Genomic DNA, 17,646 nt, shown 5'->3' on the forward strand with positions numbered 1-17,646 from the left:
TCGGGGATAGCCGGCCGGGCTGACATGAACCTGTCGCCGGGACAGGCTTTTCTGTTCGGTGGGCCTATTCGGCGCGAAATGCGATGGTGACGCACAGCCCCCGGCCGGTCCGGCCGTCGGCGAGGCTGATCTGCGCCCCCATCCGGTCGGCGAGCGCGCGGGCGATCGGCAGGCCAAGGCCGGTGCCCGGCGTCGCGCTGTTGCCCGGCATGCGATAGAAACGGTCCCACACCTTTTCGCGCTGGGCCTCCGGAATACCCGGACCATCATCGTCGATATCGACCATCGCCTGCCCCTCGCGGCGATAGAGATGGACGGTGACCGTGCCGCCCGGACGGTTGTAGCGGATCGCATTGTCGAGCAGATTGCCGATCAGTTCCGCCGCCAGCCCCGGCTGGCCGACCGCCATGGCCGGACCGACCATCGCCTTGTCATAGCCGATCTCGATATCGGCCGGCGCCTGGGCAGCGCGATCGGCGATCACGTCCGCGGCGACTTCGGACAGGTCGAACGGCCCCATGCGCATGTCGCCATCCTCCTCGCTGCGGGCGAGCGCGATCAGCTGGCGCAGCAATTGTTCGAGGCTGTCGATGGCGTGGGGAATATCCTGCAACGCCGCCTTGCCCTGGGGCGAGGCCGCGCCATAGCGATCGAGCACGTCGAGATGGACCCGCGCCACGGCAAGCGGCGTGCGCATCTGGTGCGAGGCGTTGGAGGTGAACTGCCGCAGCGAATTGGTCGCCCGCTCCAGGCGCGCCATCAGCCCGTTGAAGGCCGCGACGAACGGCTTGATCTCGACCGGCGTGGCGTCCGCCATTTCCATGCGGAAAGCCGGCGACGCCTCGCGCCGGGCGGCCTCCACCTGCCCCGTCAGGTCCGACAGCGGCCGCAGCCCCCAGCGGATCGCCCACCAGAAGAGCAGCCCGGTGACCAGCAGCACCGCGACGCCGACCAGCAGCACCTGGCGCAGGAACAGCCTTTCATAGGCGGACCGATCATCCAGATAGTCGGCAATCTGGATCGCGATCAGCCTGTCATCGCCATAGGCGCGGCGCATCTCGGTCGCGATCCGCACCGGCTTGCCGTGCAGCGTGCCGCTGCGCAGATAGGCCGCCTGGGTGACATAATGGGCGTCCGCCGGATCGAGATAGCCGCGCACCAGCGGCGTCTTGCGATAGGCATTCTTGAAGGTTGCAGGCGGATGGCGATCGGTCACGCCGTCCCAGTCCGCGCGATAGTCGGCGGGCGGCTTCAGGCTGGGATCGCCGGCGACCAGCGTATCGCCACGATAAACGCTGTAATGGACCACCGGCCGGGCGCGACGCTGGAGCAGGTGGATGACCAGCGGCACCAGCCGCTTCTGGTCGGCCGGCGGGCTGTTATAGGCCAGGCTGAGCGTGCGGACCGACCCCACCAGCACCCGGTCGACCGTGTCCGCCTCGGTATTGTGATTGACCAGTGCGGTGATGACGGAAAAGACCAGCACCAGCGCCGTCAGCGGCATCATCACCGCGCCGGTCAGGCGCAGCCGCAGCGAGGAAGACAATCTGCGCATGTGTCTGGCTGTCGATCAGTTCGGCGCTCAGGCCGCTTCGATCATATAGCCCAGACCGCGGATCGTACGGATCGACGGTCCTGACGGCTGCAACTTGCGGCGCAGGCGGCCAACATAGACCTCCAGCGCATTGGGCGTGACCGCATCGTCGAAGTTGAACACTTCGGCCGACAGCCTTTCCTTGGCCACCACCTTGCCCGGCCGGCCCATCAGCGTCTCCAGCACCGCCAGTTCGCGCCGACGCAGGTCGATCATGCTGCCTTCCAGATAGACGGTGCGGCTGGACCGGTCGAAGCTCAGCGTGCCGATGCGCAGCACCGGATCGAGCGTGCCCTGGCTGCGCCGCACCAGCGCGCGGACCCGCGATTCCAGTTCGCGCGGATCGAACGGCTTGGCCATATAATCGTCGGCCCCGCGATCCAGACCATTGATCCGGTCGTCGATCATGTCGCGTGCGGTCAGGATGATGATCGGCGTCCGCGCGCCGCGCGCGCGCAGCCGGCTCAGCACTTCCAGGCCGTCCAGATCGGGCAGGCCCAGATCCAGGATGATTGCGCTATAGGGTTCCTGATCGGCCAGCCGCAGCGCATCCTCGCCGCTGGTCAATATGTCGACGGCAAAGCCCGCGCCTTCCAGCGAGGCCATGATTCCCCGCGCCAGACGCTCATCATCTTCCACCAGCAACAAACGCATTACAGCACTCCTACCGATCCCGGCAGGCACCCTCGATCGACATTAAATTGCGATACGCATCCACAGCAGGAATGCAAATACCAAATAAAAAGCCCTTATCTTGCCGTTGATTGCAAGATCGGCCGCCTCACCCCTCTCTGTGTCAGGTTCGTGACAGCGACTCCGGTTAGGACTCGCCAGGAAAGACGGACGACGACGGATTTTCCGCCGTACGCGCCGCCAGAAAAAACAGATCGCAGCGCGGCAAGAGCGCTTCGGGCGCACAAGGGGAAAATAGATATGACGACCGTTCGGTCCTCGCTCGCGGGGGCGCTCATCTGCATGGCTGCGGCACTGCCCGCTGCCGCCATGGCGCAATCGGCCGGCCCGGCTCCTGCCCCGGCTGATGCCGCGTCGCTCGCCCGCCTCGACGCGCTGTTCGCGCGCTGGAACAGCAAGACCGCCCCCGGCTGCGCCGTCGCCGTCTCGCGCAATGGGCAGGCGATCGCCACCCGCGCCTATGGCATGGCCAGCCTGGAACTGGGCGTCCCCCTCACCCCGGACAGCATCTTCGAGGCCGGATCGGACTCCAAGCAGTTCACCGCCGCCGCGACCCTGATGCTGGCCCATGCCGGCAAGCTGTCGCTGGACGATGACATCCGCAAGGTCGTGCCGGAAATGCCCGATTACGGCACCCCGGTCACGATCCGCCACCTGCTGCACCACACCAGCGGCCTGCGCGACTGGGGTTCGGTCGCCGCGATCGAGGGCTGGCCGCGCAACAGCCGCACCGCCGACAATCAGGACATGCTGAACATCGTCGCGCGCCAGAAGGAACTGAACTTCGCGCCCGGCAGCCATTATCTCTACAGCAACAGCAACTACAACCTGCTCGCCATCATCGTCGCGCGGGTCAGCGGCCAGTCACTCGCCGACTTCACCCAGGACCATATCTTCAAGCCGCTGGGCATGACCCACACACGCTGGCGCGACGATCATGGCGATGTCGTGCCGGGCCGCACCGGCGCCTATGAATTTGACGATGGGGTCTATCGCAACGACCAGGTGATCGAGGACGCCTATGGCAATGGCGGCCTGCTGACCACGGTTGGCGATCTGGTGAAGTGGCAGGCGGCGCTCGACGCCGACACGTTCGGTACCGGCTTCACCGCGCAGATGCAGACGCCGACCAAGCTGAATGACGGCACGCCGATCGCCTATGCGCTGGCGCTGGTGAACCTCGACCATCATGGCCAGCAGGAAGTCAGCCACAGCGGTTCGACCGGCGGCTACCGCGCCTGGATGGCCCGCTATCCGCAGCACAAGCTGGCCGTGTCGCTGCTCTGCAATAGCGGCAATGCCGATACGCCGGTGCTGGGCCGCGATGTCGCCGACATCTTCCTGCCCGCCTACAAGGCCAAGGCCTATACCCCCAAGGGGCCGCTACCCTCGGGCACCTATGCCGACGGCATGACCGGCTTCCCGGTCCGCTTCGACAGCGACGACAAGGGCAATCTGCGCGCCGACGGCCGGGTGTTGACCCCGGTGGGTCCGGGCCGCTGGGCGCAGCGCGAGGATATCTTCGCCTTCGGCAAGACCGGCCTGACGCTGGAACATCGCGAGGGCGAGAAGATCGCCTATCGCAAGGTCGATGCCGTCACCGCCTTCGACGCCAAGCCCTATGTCGGCCGTTTCTGCGGCGTCGACACCTTCGCCTGCCTCAGCTTCAAGCAGCAGGGCGACACGCTGACCTATAGCGGCCCGCGCTGGTACAACACGCCGCTCAGCCCCGCTTATGCCGACGTCTTCACCGGCGAGGCCGCGCCGGGCGCCGGGCGCATCACCGTCAAGTTCGAACGCGACGCATCGGGCGCGGTCACCGCGCTGCGCTTTGGCGAAGGGCGTGCCTACGACGTCGCCTTCCGCCGCGTCGCCGACTGATTTTCAGCCATCACACAAGAGCCGCTCGGGTCGCGGCCACAACATAAGCAAGAGCAAAAGGGGACTATTGGAAATGCGTATTGAAGACACTGGATTTCGCCGCCTGCTGATGGCGGGCAGCGCCGGGGCCGCTCTGGTCCTGTCGCTCGCCACGGCGCAGGTCGCCATGGCACAGGACAGCACGCCCGCCGCCGACGATGACGCCGGTTCGATCGTCGTCACCGGTTCGCGCATCGACCGCAAGGGCTTCGACGCGCCGACCCCGACCACCGTCGTGGGCGAGAGCGAACTGCGCCAGGGCGCCCGTCCCAGCATCGCGCAGGTGCTGAACGACCTGCCGCAGTTCCGCGCAACCCAGTCGCCGGCCAGCACCGTCGCCAACACCAACTCCTCCTCGTCGGCGATGGACCTTCGCGGCCTGGGCGTCACCCGCACCCTGACCCTGCTCAACAACCGCCGCTTCACCGGCTCGTCGGACCTCAACACCGTGCCGCAGGGCCTGGTGAAGCGGGTCGAGATCGTCACCGGCGGCGCCAGCGCAGCCTGGGGCTCGGGCGCGATCGGCGGCGTCGTCAACATCATGCTCGACGATGATCTGGAAGGCCTGACCATCGGCGCGCAGAACGGCGTGTCGTCGCGCGGCGACGGCTATCGCTACAGCTTCGACGGCACCTTCGGCACCCATTTCGCCGACGGCCGCGGCCACTTCATGATCGGCGCCGAATATCAGAATGACGAGGGCATTCTCGACCGCAACTCGCGCAAGAATGTCGGCAGCGCCAACCTCTTCTCGCCGACCACGGGCGACCATGACTATATTCTGGTGCGCGACGTCAACAGCTCGACCACCAGCCTCGGCGGCCTGATCACCTCGGGCACGCTCAAGGGCCAGACCTTCAATTCGGACGGCACGCTGCGCGCCTTCCAGTACGGCAGCCAGATCAGCGGTTCGACCATGGTCGGCGGCGAAGGCGTGGCCACCAACGACGAATATGCGCTGACCAACCCCTATCAGCGCGTCAACAGCTATGCCCGCGCCAGCTTCGAGGTTGGCGACGCCACCTTCTGGGCGGACGGCAGCTACAGCCGCATCTGGGCCAAATATCCCTTCTATGCGGAAAATGGCACCTACACCCTGTCGGCCAGCAATCCCTATCTGTCGCAGTCGATCCGCGATCAGCTCGCCGCCGCCGGCGAGACCAGCATCAAGGTCGGCCGCTTCTTCGAGGATTATGGCTATCGCACCTTCGGCTATTATCGCCAGAATGTGGAAGGCGCGATCGGCGTCGATGGCAGCTTCGCGGACGGCAAATGGCGCTATTCGGCCTATTACAGCCATGGCGAAAACCGCAACATGCAGAGCTATGACAACCAGATCACCGGCGCGAACCTGACCGCCGCGCTGGATGCCGTGACCGACAGCAGCGGCAATATCGTCTGCCGCACCGCGCTCACCGATCCGACGACCGCCTGCCGCCCGCTCAACATCCTGGGCGAAGGCGCCGCCAGCCAGGACGCGATCGACTATGTGTTCGGCAATGTCGCCCGCGTCGTCTACACCACCAAGCTCGACAGCGCCGGCGCCAGCCTGCGCGGCGACCCCTTCTCCACCTGGGCCGGTCCGGTTTCGGTCGCCTTCGGTGCGGAAGCCCGCTGGGAAGAGCAGGTCACCAACAGCCTCGACGCCACCTCGGCCGCCAAGGGCTTCAGCCGCTTCAACTTCTCGCCGCTCGACGGCGGGTTCAACGTCCAGGAAGCGTTCGGCGAAGTCGCCATCCCGCTGCTCGACCAGCCGTTCAGCAAGCTCGATGTCAACGGCGCGGCCCGCTACAGCCGCTACAGCACCAGCGGTGGCATCTGGTCGTGGAAGCTGGGCGTGACCGATCGCATCTTCGACAATCTGCTGCTGCGCGTGTCGCGTTCGCGTGACATCCGCTCGGGCAGCCTGGCGGAACTCTACACCACCACCACGACCAGCTTCACCACGGTCGCGGAAAATGGCAGCACCTACTCGATCACCCGCTATGGCGGCGGCAATGCGAACCTGAAGCCCGAAATCGGCAGCACGCTGACCGCCGGCGCGGTGTTCACGCCGACCTTCCTGCCGGGCTTCAACCTGTCGGTCGACTATTACAACATCAAGCTCAAGGACGCGATCACCTCGCTGGGGGCGCAGGACGTCATCAGTGGTTGCGCCAACGGCAATACCGACCTGTGCAGCCAGATCGTGCGGGACAGCTCGGGTGCTCCGACCACCATCTACACCACCTATATCAACCTGGCCGAATACAAGACCGCCGGCGTGGATATCGAGGCCAGCTACACCCTGCCGCTGAGCAAGGTGAGCGGCGGCCTGGGCGGCACGATGCGCTTCCGCGGCCTTGCCACCTATGTCGACAAGGTGCTGATCAACGACGGCATGACCAGCGTCGACCGCGCCGGTGACGTGGGCGACAATGTCAGCTTCGGCACGCCGCACTGGCGCGCCACCGGGTCGATCAACTACAGCAGCCAGGACGTCTCGGTCGACGCCCGCGTCCGCTATGTCGGCGGCGGCAAGTTCAACCATGCGCTGGACATCGCCAACAACGACATCGCCGCCCGCGTCTATGTCGACCTCGGTGCCCAGGTGAATGTCGACAAGTTCACCCTGTTCGCCAACGTCAACAACCTGTTCGACCGCGATCCGCCGCTGACCACCTATGGCGCGATCCACTATGACACGATCGGCCGTTACATGACGGTCGGTGCCAAGGTTCGCTTCTGATCCCTGGCTGATCGATGTGCGCGGGCACCCCCTTGCCCCCTGCCCGCGCACATTGAAAACCCGCCTTCGAACGACCGGCACCCACGCGGCGGGCTTTCATGCGCCGCTCCGCTGGGCTAGCACGCGCTATCCATCCGGTGCAGGATCATGGACGTTCGATGCTCACGGTTCGACAGATAGAAATTTTCCGCGCCGTCATGATTACCAAGACGGTCAGCGGCGCCGCGCGGATGCTCGGCACGTCCCAGCCCGGCCTCAGCCGGATGCTCGGCCATATGGAGGACAGGCTGCAGTTCCGCCTGTTCGACCGCACCCGCGGCCGGCTGGTGCCGACCCAGGAAGCCGGCGTGCTGTTCGAGGAGATCGAACGCATCTACAAGGGCTTCGACGACCTCGCCCATGTCATCCGCCGGCTGGCCAAGGGGGAGGACAAGACCTTTCGCGTCGGCGCATCACCCTCGCTCGGCCATTCGATCCTGCCCCAGATGCTGGCGCGCCTCAGCGCCAATTATCCCGGCCTCACCATCCAGTTCGACATTCTCTCGGTCGAGCAGGCAATCGATTATCTCGCACTCCAGCGTGGCGAATATGCGCTGACCGTCTTTCCGATCGACCATCCCAACATCCTGTCCAGCCGGATCGGCGCGGGGCGCATGGTCTGCGCCGTGCCCAGCCATCATCCGCTGGCGGATCGCGACCGGATCGGCGTGGCGGACCTTGCCGGCGCGCAACTGCAATCCTTCCGCCCCGACACGCCCCATGGCCGGATCATCGCCGACATGTTCGCCCGCGCCGGGCAGGAGCCGGACGTTTCCACCTATATCCGCTTCGCCGAAACCGCGGTCGCCTTCGTCGCCAACGGCATGGGCGTGGCGCTGGTCGACAGCTTCACCGCGATGCAGCCCCATGCCGACACCGTCCGCTTCCTGGAATTTGAAGACCCCGGCGTGCTTCCGGTCTATATCAACCGCAATATGGAATCGCCGCGCGCCATCATCGGCGAAACCTTCGAGGAGATTGCCCGCAGTGCGATGCTCGCCCTGCCGCGCCCGCCAAAGCCATAACATAGCGATATAGCGAAGCGCATCTGGAGCGGTGGAAATTACCTATTGAATGGATGAGGCATAGCTATCCGCAGAATAGAAGCCGACAGGCCACCGGACAAGCAAGGCAAGGGCGCAGGGCGCCGCGAGAGGATGAAAGGCATTATTCGAAATGGCCAGCTATTCCGCCACCGGCAGCGTGTCCGTGCGGCCCTATGTGACCGTTGACGGCCAGGCTGCGCCCGTCGCGTCGGACAGCCTATGGACCGCGCGCCAGATACTGGTCGTCGCCATCTGCTTCATCCTCAACATGCTCGACGGCATGGACGTGCTGATCCTGTCCTATATCGCTCCCGCCCTGTCGACCGACTGGCAGGTGACGCCCGAACGGCTGGGCGTGGTGTTCAGCGCCGGGCTGGCCGGCATGGCCGCCGGTGGCCTGCTGATCGCGCCGATGGCGGACAGGTTCGGCCGCCGCAAGCTGATCCTCGCCTCGCTGGTGATGATGGCCGGCGCCATGTTCGGCTCGGCCATGGCCGCCAATATCGGCGAACTGATCGTCAGCCGCTTCATCGTCGGCATCGGCATCGGCACGGTGCTGGCCAGCATGGCGGCGCTGACCGCCGAATATGCCCCGCCCCGGCACCGCACCTTCGCGGTCGGTTTCCTCCAGGCCGGCTATCCGGTCGGCGCCACCATCACCGGCTTCGTCGTCGCCAACCTGCTGCCCATCTATGGCTGGCAGGCGATGCTGCTGGGCGCGGCGATCCTCTGCACCCTGTCCCTGCCCTTCGTCTGGCTGCTGCTGCCCGAAAGCATCGACTTCCTGCTGACCCGCCAGCCCAGGGGCGCGCTGGAAAAGGCCAACCGCCTGCTCCGCTCGATGGGCCAGCCGGCGGTCGATACGCTGCCCGCCAAGAAGGTGCATGAAGCCAACAAGGCCGGCGTCCGCGGCCTGCTGGCCGATGGCCGCGCGACCGGCACCATCCTGCTGTGGATGGCCACCATCTCGGGCTTCATGACGCTCTATTTCGTCATCAGCTGGATTCCCAAGCTGGCGGTCGAGGCCGGCCTGCCGGCCAAGGACGCCATCTATGCCGGCGCCATCTACAATATCGGCGCCTTTGTCGGCGTGACCCTGATCGGCATCGCCGGCACCCATTTCGACCTGCGCCGCCTCATCCTGGGCTATATGTCGGCCGCTGCCGTCACACTGGTCCTGTTCGGATCGGTCGCGATGCCGCTGGTCGCGACGCTCGCCACCGCCTTCCTGATCGGCGTCTTCGTCCAGGGCGGCTTCAACGGCTGCTATCCGCTCGCCGCCAGCCTCTATCCGCCCGAAGCACGCGGCACCGGCATCGGCTGGGCCATGGGCGTCGGCCGGATCGGCGCGGTGATCGGGCCGATGCTGGGCGGCTTCCTGCTCGCGGCGAAAGTCTCACTGCCTGTCATCTTCGGTGTCTTCGCGGTGCCGGCCGTCATCGCGGGCATCTGCGCCGCGATGATCCGCCTGCCCAAGGCCGACTGACCGCCCCTCTTCCAAGGATAATGCCATGTTCCAGTCGCCCGCGCCCGTCGCGGATCGCCCCCGCGCGTCCATTCTCTGCGGCCTGATCGGCCAGGGCATTGCCGGATCGCGCAGCCCGCACATGCACGAGACGGAGGCAAAGGCGCTCGGCCTGACCCTCGTCTACCGCATCCTCGATGCCGATCGGATGGGCTATGGCGCGGACGACCTGCCCCGCCTGCTGCCGATGCTGGGCGCGATGGGCTTTGACGGGATCAACGTCACCCATCCCTTCAAGCAGGCGGTCATCCCCTTGCTCGACAGCCTGTCCGACGCGGCGCGGGCATTGGGCGCGGTCAACACCATATTGTTCCGCAACGGCCGGGCGCATGGCGACAATACGGACTGGTCGGGCTATCGCGCCCATTTCCTCGCTGGCCTTGCCGATCGCCCGCGCGGCCGGATCGCGATGATCGGTGCGGGCGGCGCGGCGGCAGCGGTCGGCTATGCCCATCTCGACCTTGGCGCGACGCATCTTGCCATCGTCGATCCGGCACAGGAGCGCGCGGCGGCGCTGGCCGATCGGCTTGGCGCGCTCTTCCCGGCGGCGCGGGTGCAGGCCATGGCCCATGCGGCCGATGCCATCGCCGGCGCCGATGGCGTGGTCCAGACCTCCCCGATCGGCATGCTCAGCCATCCCGGCCTGCCCTTCGATCCCGATCTGCTGACGCCCGATCAATGGGTGTCGGACATCATCTATTTCCCGCTGCACACCCCGTTGCTGGCGGCGGCGCAGGCCAAGGGCTGCGCCATATTGACCGGCGGCGGCATGGCGGTGATGCAGGCAGCCCATGCCTTCGCCCTGTTCACAGCGGTCGCACCGGACAGCAACCGCATGCTGGCGGACTTCGCCCGCGCCACCGATGCGGCTGTCGCGCCATGATCGCCGACAGCCCGCCCGCCATCGTCCTGCCCGTCCAGGTCGCCGAAGCGGTGAAGCCCGCGCCGCAATTGCAGGGGCCGCCCGCCGGACCACAGACGCCCCCACCCCCGCCGCCGGCCGCGCCCCAGCCCGGTTGGCGCACACGGCTGAAGGACAGCGGCGTCAACCTCACCTTCTCCTATGTCTCCGAAAGCGCCGCATCGATCAGCGGCGGGCGCGATCAGGGCGCAGCCTATACCCAGCAATTGCTGGCATCGGCGGTCGTCGACACCGGCAAGGCGTTCGGCCTTTCAGGCGGGAAGATCATCGCGACGATCATCCATCGCAAGGGCGAGGATCTGACCGCCACCCGCATCGCCAATCTGTTCGAGGTGCAGGAACTGTTCGGCGGCGGGCAGGATCTGCGGCCGGCGGAACTCAGCTATGAGCAGCAATTGAATGATGGCAGGACCGCGCTCAAGATCGGCCTCTATCATACGGGCGACGATTTCGCGACCTTGCCCTCGGGCTGCCAGTTCCAGAATTTCGCCTTCTGCCCGCGCCCGACCACGCTCTTCTACAATAGCGGCTTTTCCGGCTTCCCGATCCCGCGCTGGGGCATTCGCGCCCGGCAGGACATCGGCCATGGGCTGAGCATCAGCGTCGCCGCCTTCGAAGTGAACAGCATCCGCGCCCAGACCGGCAATGGCTGGCAACTGGCGCCGCGCTTCGACAGTGTCGTCCTGCCGGTCGAACTGGGCTGGAAATCGGGCCAGGGCGCGGGCCAATTGCCCGGCCTGGTCCGGGTCGGCGGCCTGATCGATACCACCGACAAGCCCGATGTCTATGCCGACGCCAATGGCAATTCCTACGCCCTGTCCGGCCTCGCCCCGGCCACCCGGCGCGAACGGTGGAGCGCCTGGGCCATGGCGGAAAAGATGATCGTCCGCTTCGGCCCCGGCGAACGCGGCCTGTCGCTGTTCGGCACCATGACCCTGTCCGACCGGGCGACCGCGCGCGTGCCCCTGTTCCTGAGCGGCGGCTTCGTCGCGCGCGGCCTGTGGGACAATCGGCCCAAGGACAATTTCGGTCTCGGCCTCGTCTATGCCAGGGTCAATCCGCGCATCGCCGATCGCCAGCGCGACCAGCAGTCGTTGGGACAGGATGTCGATCCGCAGCGCTGGGAGGCAAGCGGCGAAATCTTCTATGGCTGGCAGGCGACCCGCGCATTGCTGCTGCGCCCCAACCTCCAATATATCCACCGCGTCGGGGCGACGAGCCGCTATCCCGATGCGGTGGTGGCCGGCATGACGATCAAGCTGATCCTCTGACCCCGCTCAATCGACCGGATTCTCGTCGCGGAACCGGTTCTGTGCGGCCAGCCGGACGCCGGCATTGGGTGCGCCATAGCCCATATAGCCACTATCGCGCTGGACGAACTCGAAGAAGAACAGCTTGTCGAAGGCGCGGCTGTAGAGCTGCCAGAAGCCGTGACCATCGGCATCCTCGTCATAGAGGATGCCCAGCGCCTGCATCCGCGCCACCAGCGCGTCGTCAAAGCCGAAGCGCGCGGCGATGTCGGCATAATAATTGGCCGGAATGGTCAGCACCGCCGCGCCCTCATCCCGCAATGCCTGCGCGGTCGCGAAGATATCGTCGGTCGCCAGCGCCACATGCTGATAGCCGCCGCCAATCCCCTGGTCGAGGAAGCGGGACGACAGCGTCTCGCGCGCATCCGACGCATTGAGCGTCACGCGGAAGGCGCCGTCGGGCGCCTGCAAGGCCTGGCTATGTACCAGTCCCGACGGATCGATCACATCCTGCGCCGCCTTGGCCTCCAGCCCGAACAGGGCACGCCAGTAAAGCTGCCAGGACAGGAATTCGTCATTATGGACGACGGCGGCAAGATGGTCGAAGCCATGGGCATGGACCGGCGCATCGGGCTCCGCCTCGATCGGCTGGAACTCGCGCGCCCACAGCCCTTCGACCTCATTATCGTCGATCAGATAGACCAGGCTGCCGCCGACCCCGCGCAGCGCCGGCATCGCCATGCGGCCGGGGCGCCCTTCCGCGCTATAGGCCTTGATCCCCAGCGCCGCCGCGCGCGCCTGCACCGCCGCCTTGTCCCTCACCCGCACGCCGATCGCGCAGATGGACGATCCATGCGCCGCACGATAAGCGCTGGCAAAGCCCTTGGGCTCGGCATTGACGACCAGATTGACGCCGTCCTGGCGCCATCGCGTCACCTTCTTCTGGCGATGCTCGCCGGCAAGACTGAAGCCCAGTGTCGCCAGCGTGCGACCCAGCCGCGCGGAATCGGCGCTGGCGGTGGTGAATTCCACGAACTCGGCGCCCAGCACCGGCTCCGGCGCGGGCATGGTCGACGGGCGCCCCAACTGCCGCAGCGCCGCATCGCGCACATAGTCGAGCGAACGATGCCCGTCCTCCGCCACGAGCGTCGCCGCATTGGAGCGGAACCGGTCGTTGAAGATTTCCAGCGACAGTGGCCCGTCATAGCCAGTGGCCAATATCTCCGCGACGAAGCCGGAGACATCCAGCCCGCCCTGACCGGGCAGGTTGCGGAAATGGCGGCTCCAATAGAGCAGGTCCATGTCGAGCAGCGGCGCATCGGCCAGCTGGACGAAGACAATCTTGTCGCCGCGTATCGCCCGGATGCTTTCGCTCGGAATCTTGCGCGACAGCGAATGGAAACTGTCGAGGATGATACCGATATGGAGATGATCGACCTGCTCGACGATCGACCAGACATCGCGATGATCGAACACATGCCGGCCCCAGGCCAGCGCCTCATAGCCCACCAATAGGCCGCGCCTGGCCGCCCGCTCGCCCAGGTCCCGGAAATCGTCGACGATCCGTTCCCGCTCCCCCAGCGAGGCGGGCGAGCAGTTGGAGCAGACCAGGATGCGATCGGTGCCCAGTTCGCCCATCAGATCGAACTTTCGCTCGGCCCGGTCGAAGGCGCGCTGGCGCAGCGCGCCCGGCATCCCCTCGAAATCGCGGAAGGGCTGGTAGAGCATGCAGGCAAGGCCCAGATCGTCCAGCATGCGCCGCACGTCCCGCGGCGCCAGTTCCGACCCGATCAGGTCATTTTCGAATATCTCGACCCCGGCAAAGCCGGCCGCGGCAGCGGCGCGCAGTTTCTCTTCAAGCGTGCCGCGCAGCGAGACGGTGGCGATGGCGTTGGACATGGGGGATCTCCTTGGAGTCCCCTTATCCCACAGCCCGGCACCGCCATTTAACCGCTCAAGACCGACTATCCCATAGCATAGAGTTATAGGATGGGCGCCCGGATCAGGACGGGATCAGCCCCTTGCCCGCCAGCCGGCCGCGCTCGGCCGCGACCTGCGCCGCGGTCTGCTTGCCGCCGGCGCGCACCTTGGCGACCTCCGCCGCGGTGAAGGGCGCGGCGGGCTTGGCCGCCTTCTTGAGCGACACCGCATGATTGAGCACATCGGCAATATCCTGGTCGGACATGGTGCCCATGCCGGGCATCAGGCCGGTGATCTTCCTGTCGTCCACGGTGATCGGGCCGTAAATGCCGTAGAGCAGCACCATGGCGAGATAGCGCCGTCCTTCCGGACTGGTCGCGATCTGCGCCACCCGGCCATTGAGACGCGGAAACTGGCCCGGCAGGCCCGCGCCCGAGGGCTGGTGACACATGGAGCAGCGATTGGCGAAGGTCTGCGGACCGGTCGCCTGTGCAGCCCCAGACAACGCGATCGCCCCGACCGCCAGCAGAGAGAATGTGACGCGCTTGATACCCTGAATCATCGCCTGAAATGTCCCCGCACATATGGACGTTTGCCCCGGAAGCCGCCCCCGCCAGGGTGCCGCACCGGATTTCACGCCTCTTCCCAAGATTATGTGGATGAGTGAATACTGGACAGTCTTCAAATATTCGTCAAGCCCGCCGTTGCGAGCGATGCGCAAAGGGTGGCGAAACGGGCCGCGCCGTGGTAGGAGGGCCGCCAAGGCAGATGTGATATGATACTCGCTCCCTCACGGCCCGGCATCTATGCCCGCGGGTCCGAAACGGTGGACCAGATCCTCAAGGCGGCGCTGGACGTGCTGATCGACGAGGGTGCCGATGCCTTCACCCTGCGCCGCATCGCCGCGCGCTGCGACATGAAGGTCGGCAATGTCAGCTATCATTTCCCGCGCAAGGAAATGCTCATCCAGGTGATGCTGGACGAGATGCTGGAATCCTATGACAAGCTGCTGGAGGAGATGGTGCGCAAGCCCGGCCTGACCGCCGAGGAACGGCTCAAGCTGGTCATCATCCTGTGCCTGGAGGATATCCAGACCAAGCGCACCACCCATTTGTTCACCGAGCTCTGGGCCCTCGCCAACCAGAGCGAGTTCGTCGCCGACCGGGTGCGCCTGTTCTACAGCAAGGTGCATGAGGTGATCGGCGAATATGTCGCGCAGATCAATCCGGCCCTGACCCCGGACGAGGTGCATAGCGTCGCCCTGTTCATCAGCGCATCGATGGAAGGATCGACGCCGTTCCTGGGGCATCAGAAGCCCTGGGCGGCCAAGATGCCGGTCTTTACCGCGCTCGCCGCAATGTCGTTCGTGCATCTTGCCAAGACGGTGACTTCACGCGATCTTGCAGGGCTGATGACAGAAGCGGCCTGACGCCGCCCCAAGGGGGAGAGATGGTCTGAACGGCAGGGGCGCCACCGGCGCCTGTTCATGCTGTGGGGGCCATCATGACGCAAAGCCGTATATTGCCCGGATGGGCACCGGACCGGACCATCGCCTGCATCGCCGCCGCCGCGCTCGCGCTGCTGCAGCCCGGCATCGATCCCGTCTTCCTCACCTTGTTGACCGCCGCCACCGGGCTTGATCCGTCCGACCATGGCTGGATCGTCGGCGCGACCCAGGGCGGCATGGCGATCGGCGCGATCCTGGTCTGGCGCGGCGGCGCGCATCTGCCGACCGGCGCGCCGGCCTTCGCCGCGCTGATCGCGCTGGCCGCCAGCCTGATAACGCCGGCGCTCGACGAGCTGGCAACGCTGGTCGTCGCGCGCGGCCTGTTCGGCGTCGGCATGGGCGTCGCCTATACCCATGCGATGAGCGCCGCCGCCTCGCAGCGCCCGACCGGCGCCTATGCCGCCGTCTTCCTGGTCCAGTTGCTGCTGTCCACCCTGGTCGCGCTGGCGCTGCCGGCGATCGGCGACAGCGCCGGGCCGGCCGCTGCGCTGCGCCTGCTGGCCCTCGCGCCGATCGGCGTGCTGCTGCTCAGCCTGTTGATGCCGGCCGCCGATCCGGCACACACACGGGGCCACGAGGCCGATGAACGCGCCCCTACCCCGCCGCGCGCCTGGGCACTGGCCGTCGCCCTGTTCTGCTTTATCGCCGCGACCATGATGATCTGGAGCTTTTCCGGCGCGCTGGCGCTGGCCGCCGGCATCGATGACAGCGTGATCGGCGAAGCCGTGGCGATCGGGTCGGTGATCGGCGCGCTCACCGCGATTGCGCTGATGCGCGAACAGAGCATCGTGCCGCTGCCGCTGACCGGCCTGCTGTGCGCCTTCTGCCTGCTCGCCCCGCTCGCCCTCACTCGCCCCGGCGCACCGACCCTGTTCATCCTGGCGATCGGCCTGCTCAATATCGGGTCGACCGCCACGATCATCCGCTTTTCGGGCCTCGCCACGGCAGCGGGCGGCAGCAGTCCGCTATTCCGCCGCTTCGTCGCCTGCGTCCACAGCCTGGGCATGATCGCCGGGCCGGTGGCGGGATCGCTGCTGTCCGATGCGCTGGGGCAACAGGGGCTGGTCGATGGCGCGCTGGTTGCCCTCACCGGCGGCTGTTTCGCGCTGCTGATCGCTGCTGCACCCGACAGGCTGCGCCTGCCCCGGATCGAGGGCGTTCACGAGATTATCGCTTAGTTTTGCTGCGGCGCAAAAATATTTTGCGGGAAGCGCCTCCACCCTCTTGACCAATCCTTGACACTTGTCCAGCCTTCATTCCAGCGGCGAAACGCGGACCAGATGAGTCCAGCGCCGCCGCACCGATCAAGGGGGATCACGCCAGATGTCGAGCGCCGCCGTCAGGGGATTTTTCGCCACCGCCGCCATGGGTTTCGCCCTGTGCGCAGCCATCACAGCCCATGCCGCGCCCGCCGACACCACGGCCGCGCTGGAACCGGAAACGTCCGATGTCGTGACGATGGAACCGCCCAAGCCCAACTGGTTCTTCGTCGACGGCGGATGGGACATGCCGGGCACCAGCATCTTCGACGGCGACAGCGGCAAGATGGTGGGCATGGTCGAAACCCGGCGCCTCGCTGACATGGCGATCGATCCGGCCGGCCAATATTATTATGTCGCCGAGACGATCTGGTCGAAGGGCGATCGCGGCACGCGGCAGGACATGGTATCCGTCTATGACACGCGCGAGCTGAAGCTGGTCACCGAAATCACCATTCCCGACCGCATCCTGATCGGATCGCGCAAGAACAACTTCATCATCAGCGACGATGGCAAGACCGGCTTCGTCTATAATCTCAGCCCCGCCTCCTCGGTGAACATCGTCGATCTGGTGAAGCGCAAATTCGTCGCCAATGTCGAAGTGCCCGGCTGCGCCAGCATGATGCCCAATCCGGGCGTCGGCTTTTCCGCGCTGTGCGCCGACGGATCGCTCGCCACCGTGAAGCTGACTGGCAGCAAGGCCGATATCACCCATAGCACCCCCTTCTTCTCGGCCACCGACGATCCGATCTTCGACAATTTCACCTATGACCGGAAGAAGAAGGAAACGACGTTCCTCAGCTACACCGGCCAGATCTGGACCGCGAAGCTTGGCCCGGCGCCGACCATCTCCGCCCCCTTCTCGATCCAGGCCGCCGCCGGTATCCGTCCCGGCGAAACCAAGCCGCTGGAGCTGAACTGGTATCCCGGCGGGCGCCAGCCGATGGCGCTTCACCGCGCGACCGGCCATCTGTTCGTGCTGATGCACATGGGCGAATATTGGTCGCACAAGGCGTCCGGCACGGAAGTCTGGGAAGTCGATCTCGCCACGCAGAAGGTGGTCAAGCGCCGCCCGCTGGAAGAGCCGATGAACAATATCGAGGTCACCCAGTCGGACAAGCCGCTGCTCATCATGGACGGCGAAAAGGGCACCGCCCTTGTCATCGACCTCGCCACCTGGGAAGAAAAGCACAAGATCGAGAAGGCCGGCGGCAGCACCATCACGGTCGCGGACCCGTCCTGA

The 17,646-nt window shown here is 66.1% G+C and carries 13 protein-coding genes; 9 read left to right on the forward strand and 4 right to left on the reverse strand.

Features of this window, described 5'->3' with window-relative positions; all coding sequences use genetic code 11:
• Positions 1-64: 64 nt before the first annotated feature.
• Both ACI6S0_RS14135 and ACI6S0_RS14140 read right to left on the reverse strand, forming a co-directional pair.
• Positions 65-1,555: a sensor histidine kinase gene (locus ACI6S0_RS14135; RefSeq protein WP_004208319.1), complete on the reverse strand. Its 1,491-nt coding sequence runs from the start codon at positions 1,553-1,555 to the stop codon at positions 65-67.
• Between the two features lie 27 nt (positions 1,556-1,582).
• Positions 1,583-2,248 carry a response regulator gene (locus ACI6S0_RS14140; protein WP_004208320.1) on the reverse strand — a complete coding sequence of 222 codons (666 nt, stop codon included), beginning with the start codon at positions 2,246-2,248 and terminating at the stop codon, positions 1,583-1,585.
• 279 nt (positions 2,249-2,527) lie between these two features.
• Between ACI6S0_RS14140 and ACI6S0_RS14145 the strand changes: the two genes are divergently transcribed.
• The 6 genes from ACI6S0_RS14145 to ACI6S0_RS14170 all read left to right on the forward strand — a co-directional run bounded on the left by ACI6S0_RS14145 (position 2,528) and on the right by ACI6S0_RS14170 (position 11,738).
• Complete coding sequence (locus ACI6S0_RS14145) at positions 2,528-4,168, forward strand: serine hydrolase domain-containing protein (protein ID WP_434403432.1); 1,641 nt, start codon at positions 2,528-2,530, stop codon at positions 4,166-4,168.
• A 73-nt stretch (positions 4,169-4,241) separates the two neighbouring features.
• A complete protein-coding gene (locus ACI6S0_RS14150; protein ID WP_434403433.1) occupies positions 4,242-6,935 on the forward strand; it encodes a TonB-dependent receptor domain-containing protein in 2,694 nt (897 codons plus the stop codon).
• A 158-nt stretch (positions 6,936-7,093) separates the two neighbouring features.
• On the forward strand, positions 7,094-7,999 hold the full coding sequence (locus ACI6S0_RS14155; RefSeq protein ID WP_010338498.1) for a LysR family transcriptional regulator: 906 nt from the start codon (positions 7,094-7,096) through the stop codon (positions 7,997-7,999).
• A 151-nt stretch (positions 8,000-8,150) separates the two neighbouring features.
• Positions 8,151-9,506: an MFS transporter gene (locus ACI6S0_RS14160; protein ID WP_434403434.1), complete on the forward strand. Its 1,356-nt coding sequence runs from the start codon at positions 8,151-8,153 to the stop codon at positions 9,504-9,506.
• A gap of 25 nt (positions 9,507-9,531) precedes the next feature.
• Positions 9,532-10,428, forward strand: a complete 897-nt coding sequence (locus ACI6S0_RS14165; RefSeq protein ID WP_434403435.1) for a shikimate dehydrogenase — start codon at positions 9,532-9,534, stop codon at positions 10,426-10,428.
• Entirely contained in the window at positions 10,425-11,738 is a 1,314-nt protein-coding gene (locus ACI6S0_RS14170; protein ID WP_434403436.1) for a carbohydrate porin, read from the forward strand. Before ACI6S0_RS14165 ends, ACI6S0_RS14170 begins: the two co-directional genes overlap by 4 nt.
• A 6-nt stretch (positions 11,739-11,744) precedes the next feature.
• Here ACI6S0_RS14170 and ACI6S0_RS14175 read toward each other — a convergent pair whose 3' ends face one another.
• Positions 11,745-13,616 (reverse strand): bifunctional sugar phosphate isomerase/epimerase/4-hydroxyphenylpyruvate dioxygenase family protein, encoded by a 1,872-nt coding sequence (locus tag ACI6S0_RS14175; protein WP_434403437.1) that lies wholly within the window; start codon positions 13,614-13,616, stop codon positions 11,745-11,747.
• Positions 13,617-13,719: 103 nt separating this feature from the next.
• Positions 13,720-14,199, reverse strand: a complete 480-nt coding sequence (locus ACI6S0_RS14180) for a c-type cytochrome (protein WP_270091266.1) — start codon at positions 14,197-14,199, stop codon at positions 13,720-13,722.
• 213 nt (positions 14,200-14,412) lie between these two features.
• Here ACI6S0_RS14180 and ACI6S0_RS14185 point away from each other — a divergent pair, with 213 nt between their 5' ends.
• The 3 genes from ACI6S0_RS14185 (at position 14,413) to ACI6S0_RS14195 (ending at position 17,646) form a co-directional block, all read left to right on the forward strand.
• Positions 14,413-15,066 (forward strand): TetR/AcrR family transcriptional regulator, encoded by a 654-nt coding sequence (locus ACI6S0_RS14185; protein WP_010338492.1) that lies wholly within the window; start codon positions 14,413-14,415, stop codon positions 15,064-15,066.
• Positions 15,067-15,140: 74 nt separating this feature from the next.
• On the forward strand, positions 15,141-16,322 hold the full coding sequence (locus ACI6S0_RS14190) for an MFS transporter (RefSeq protein ID WP_434403439.1): 1,182 nt from the start codon (positions 15,141-15,143) through the stop codon (positions 16,320-16,322).
• A 145-nt stretch (positions 16,323-16,467) separates the two neighbouring features.
• A complete protein-coding gene (locus ACI6S0_RS14195; RefSeq protein ID WP_434403440.1) occupies positions 16,468-17,646 on the forward strand; it encodes an amine dehydrogenase large subunit in 1,179 nt (392 codons plus the stop codon).

It is taken from the genome of Sphingobium sp. DN12, assembly GCF_051058005.1.
Classification (GTDB): domain Bacteria; phylum Pseudomonadota; class Alphaproteobacteria; order Sphingomonadales; family Sphingomonadaceae; genus Sphingobium; species Sphingobium yanoikuyae.

Coding starts and splice junctions, on each gene's coding strand:
- ACI6S0_RS14135 (WP_004208319.1), bottom strand. CDS start 1,555: ATGCGCAGATTGTCTTCCTCGCTGCGGCTGCGCCTGACCGGCGCGGTG.
- ACI6S0_RS14140 (WP_004208320.1), bottom strand. CDS start 2,248: ATGCGTTTGTTGCTGGTGGAAGATGATGAGCGTCTGGCGCGGGGAATC.
- ACI6S0_RS14145 (WP_434403432.1), top strand. CDS start 2,528: ATGACGACCGTTCGGTCCTCGCTCGCGGGGGCGCTCATCTGCATGGCT.
- ACI6S0_RS14150 (WP_434403433.1), top strand. CDS start 4,242: ATGCGTATTGAAGACACTGGATTTCGCCGCCTGCTGATGGCGGGCAGC.
- ACI6S0_RS14155 (WP_010338498.1), top strand. CDS start 7,094: ATGCTCACGGTTCGACAGATAGAAATTTTCCGCGCCGTCATGATTACC.
- ACI6S0_RS14160 (WP_434403434.1), top strand. CDS start 8,151: ATGGCCAGCTATTCCGCCACCGGCAGCGTGTCCGTGCGGCCCTATGTG.
- ACI6S0_RS14165 (WP_434403435.1), top strand. CDS start 9,532: ATGTTCCAGTCGCCCGCGCCCGTCGCGGATCGCCCCCGCGCGTCCATT.
- ACI6S0_RS14170 (WP_434403436.1), top strand. CDS start 10,425: ATGATCGCCGACAGCCCGCCCGCCATCGTCCTGCCCGTCCAGGTCGCC.
- ACI6S0_RS14175 (WP_434403437.1), bottom strand. CDS start 13,616: ATGTCCAACGCCATCGCCACCGTCTCGCTGCGCGGCACGCTTGAAGAG.
- ACI6S0_RS14180 (WP_270091266.1), bottom strand. CDS start 14,199: ATGATTCAGGGTATCAAGCGCGTCACATTCTCTCTGCTGGCGGTCGGG.
- ACI6S0_RS14185 (WP_010338492.1), top strand. CDS start 14,413: ATGATACTCGCTCCCTCACGGCCCGGCATCTATGCCCGCGGGTCCGAA.
- ACI6S0_RS14190 (WP_434403439.1), top strand. CDS start 15,141: ATGACGCAAAGCCGTATATTGCCCGGATGGGCACCGGACCGGACCATC.
- ACI6S0_RS14195 (WP_434403440.1), top strand. CDS start 16,468: ATGTCGAGCGCCGCCGTCAGGGGATTTTTCGCCACCGCCGCCATGGGT.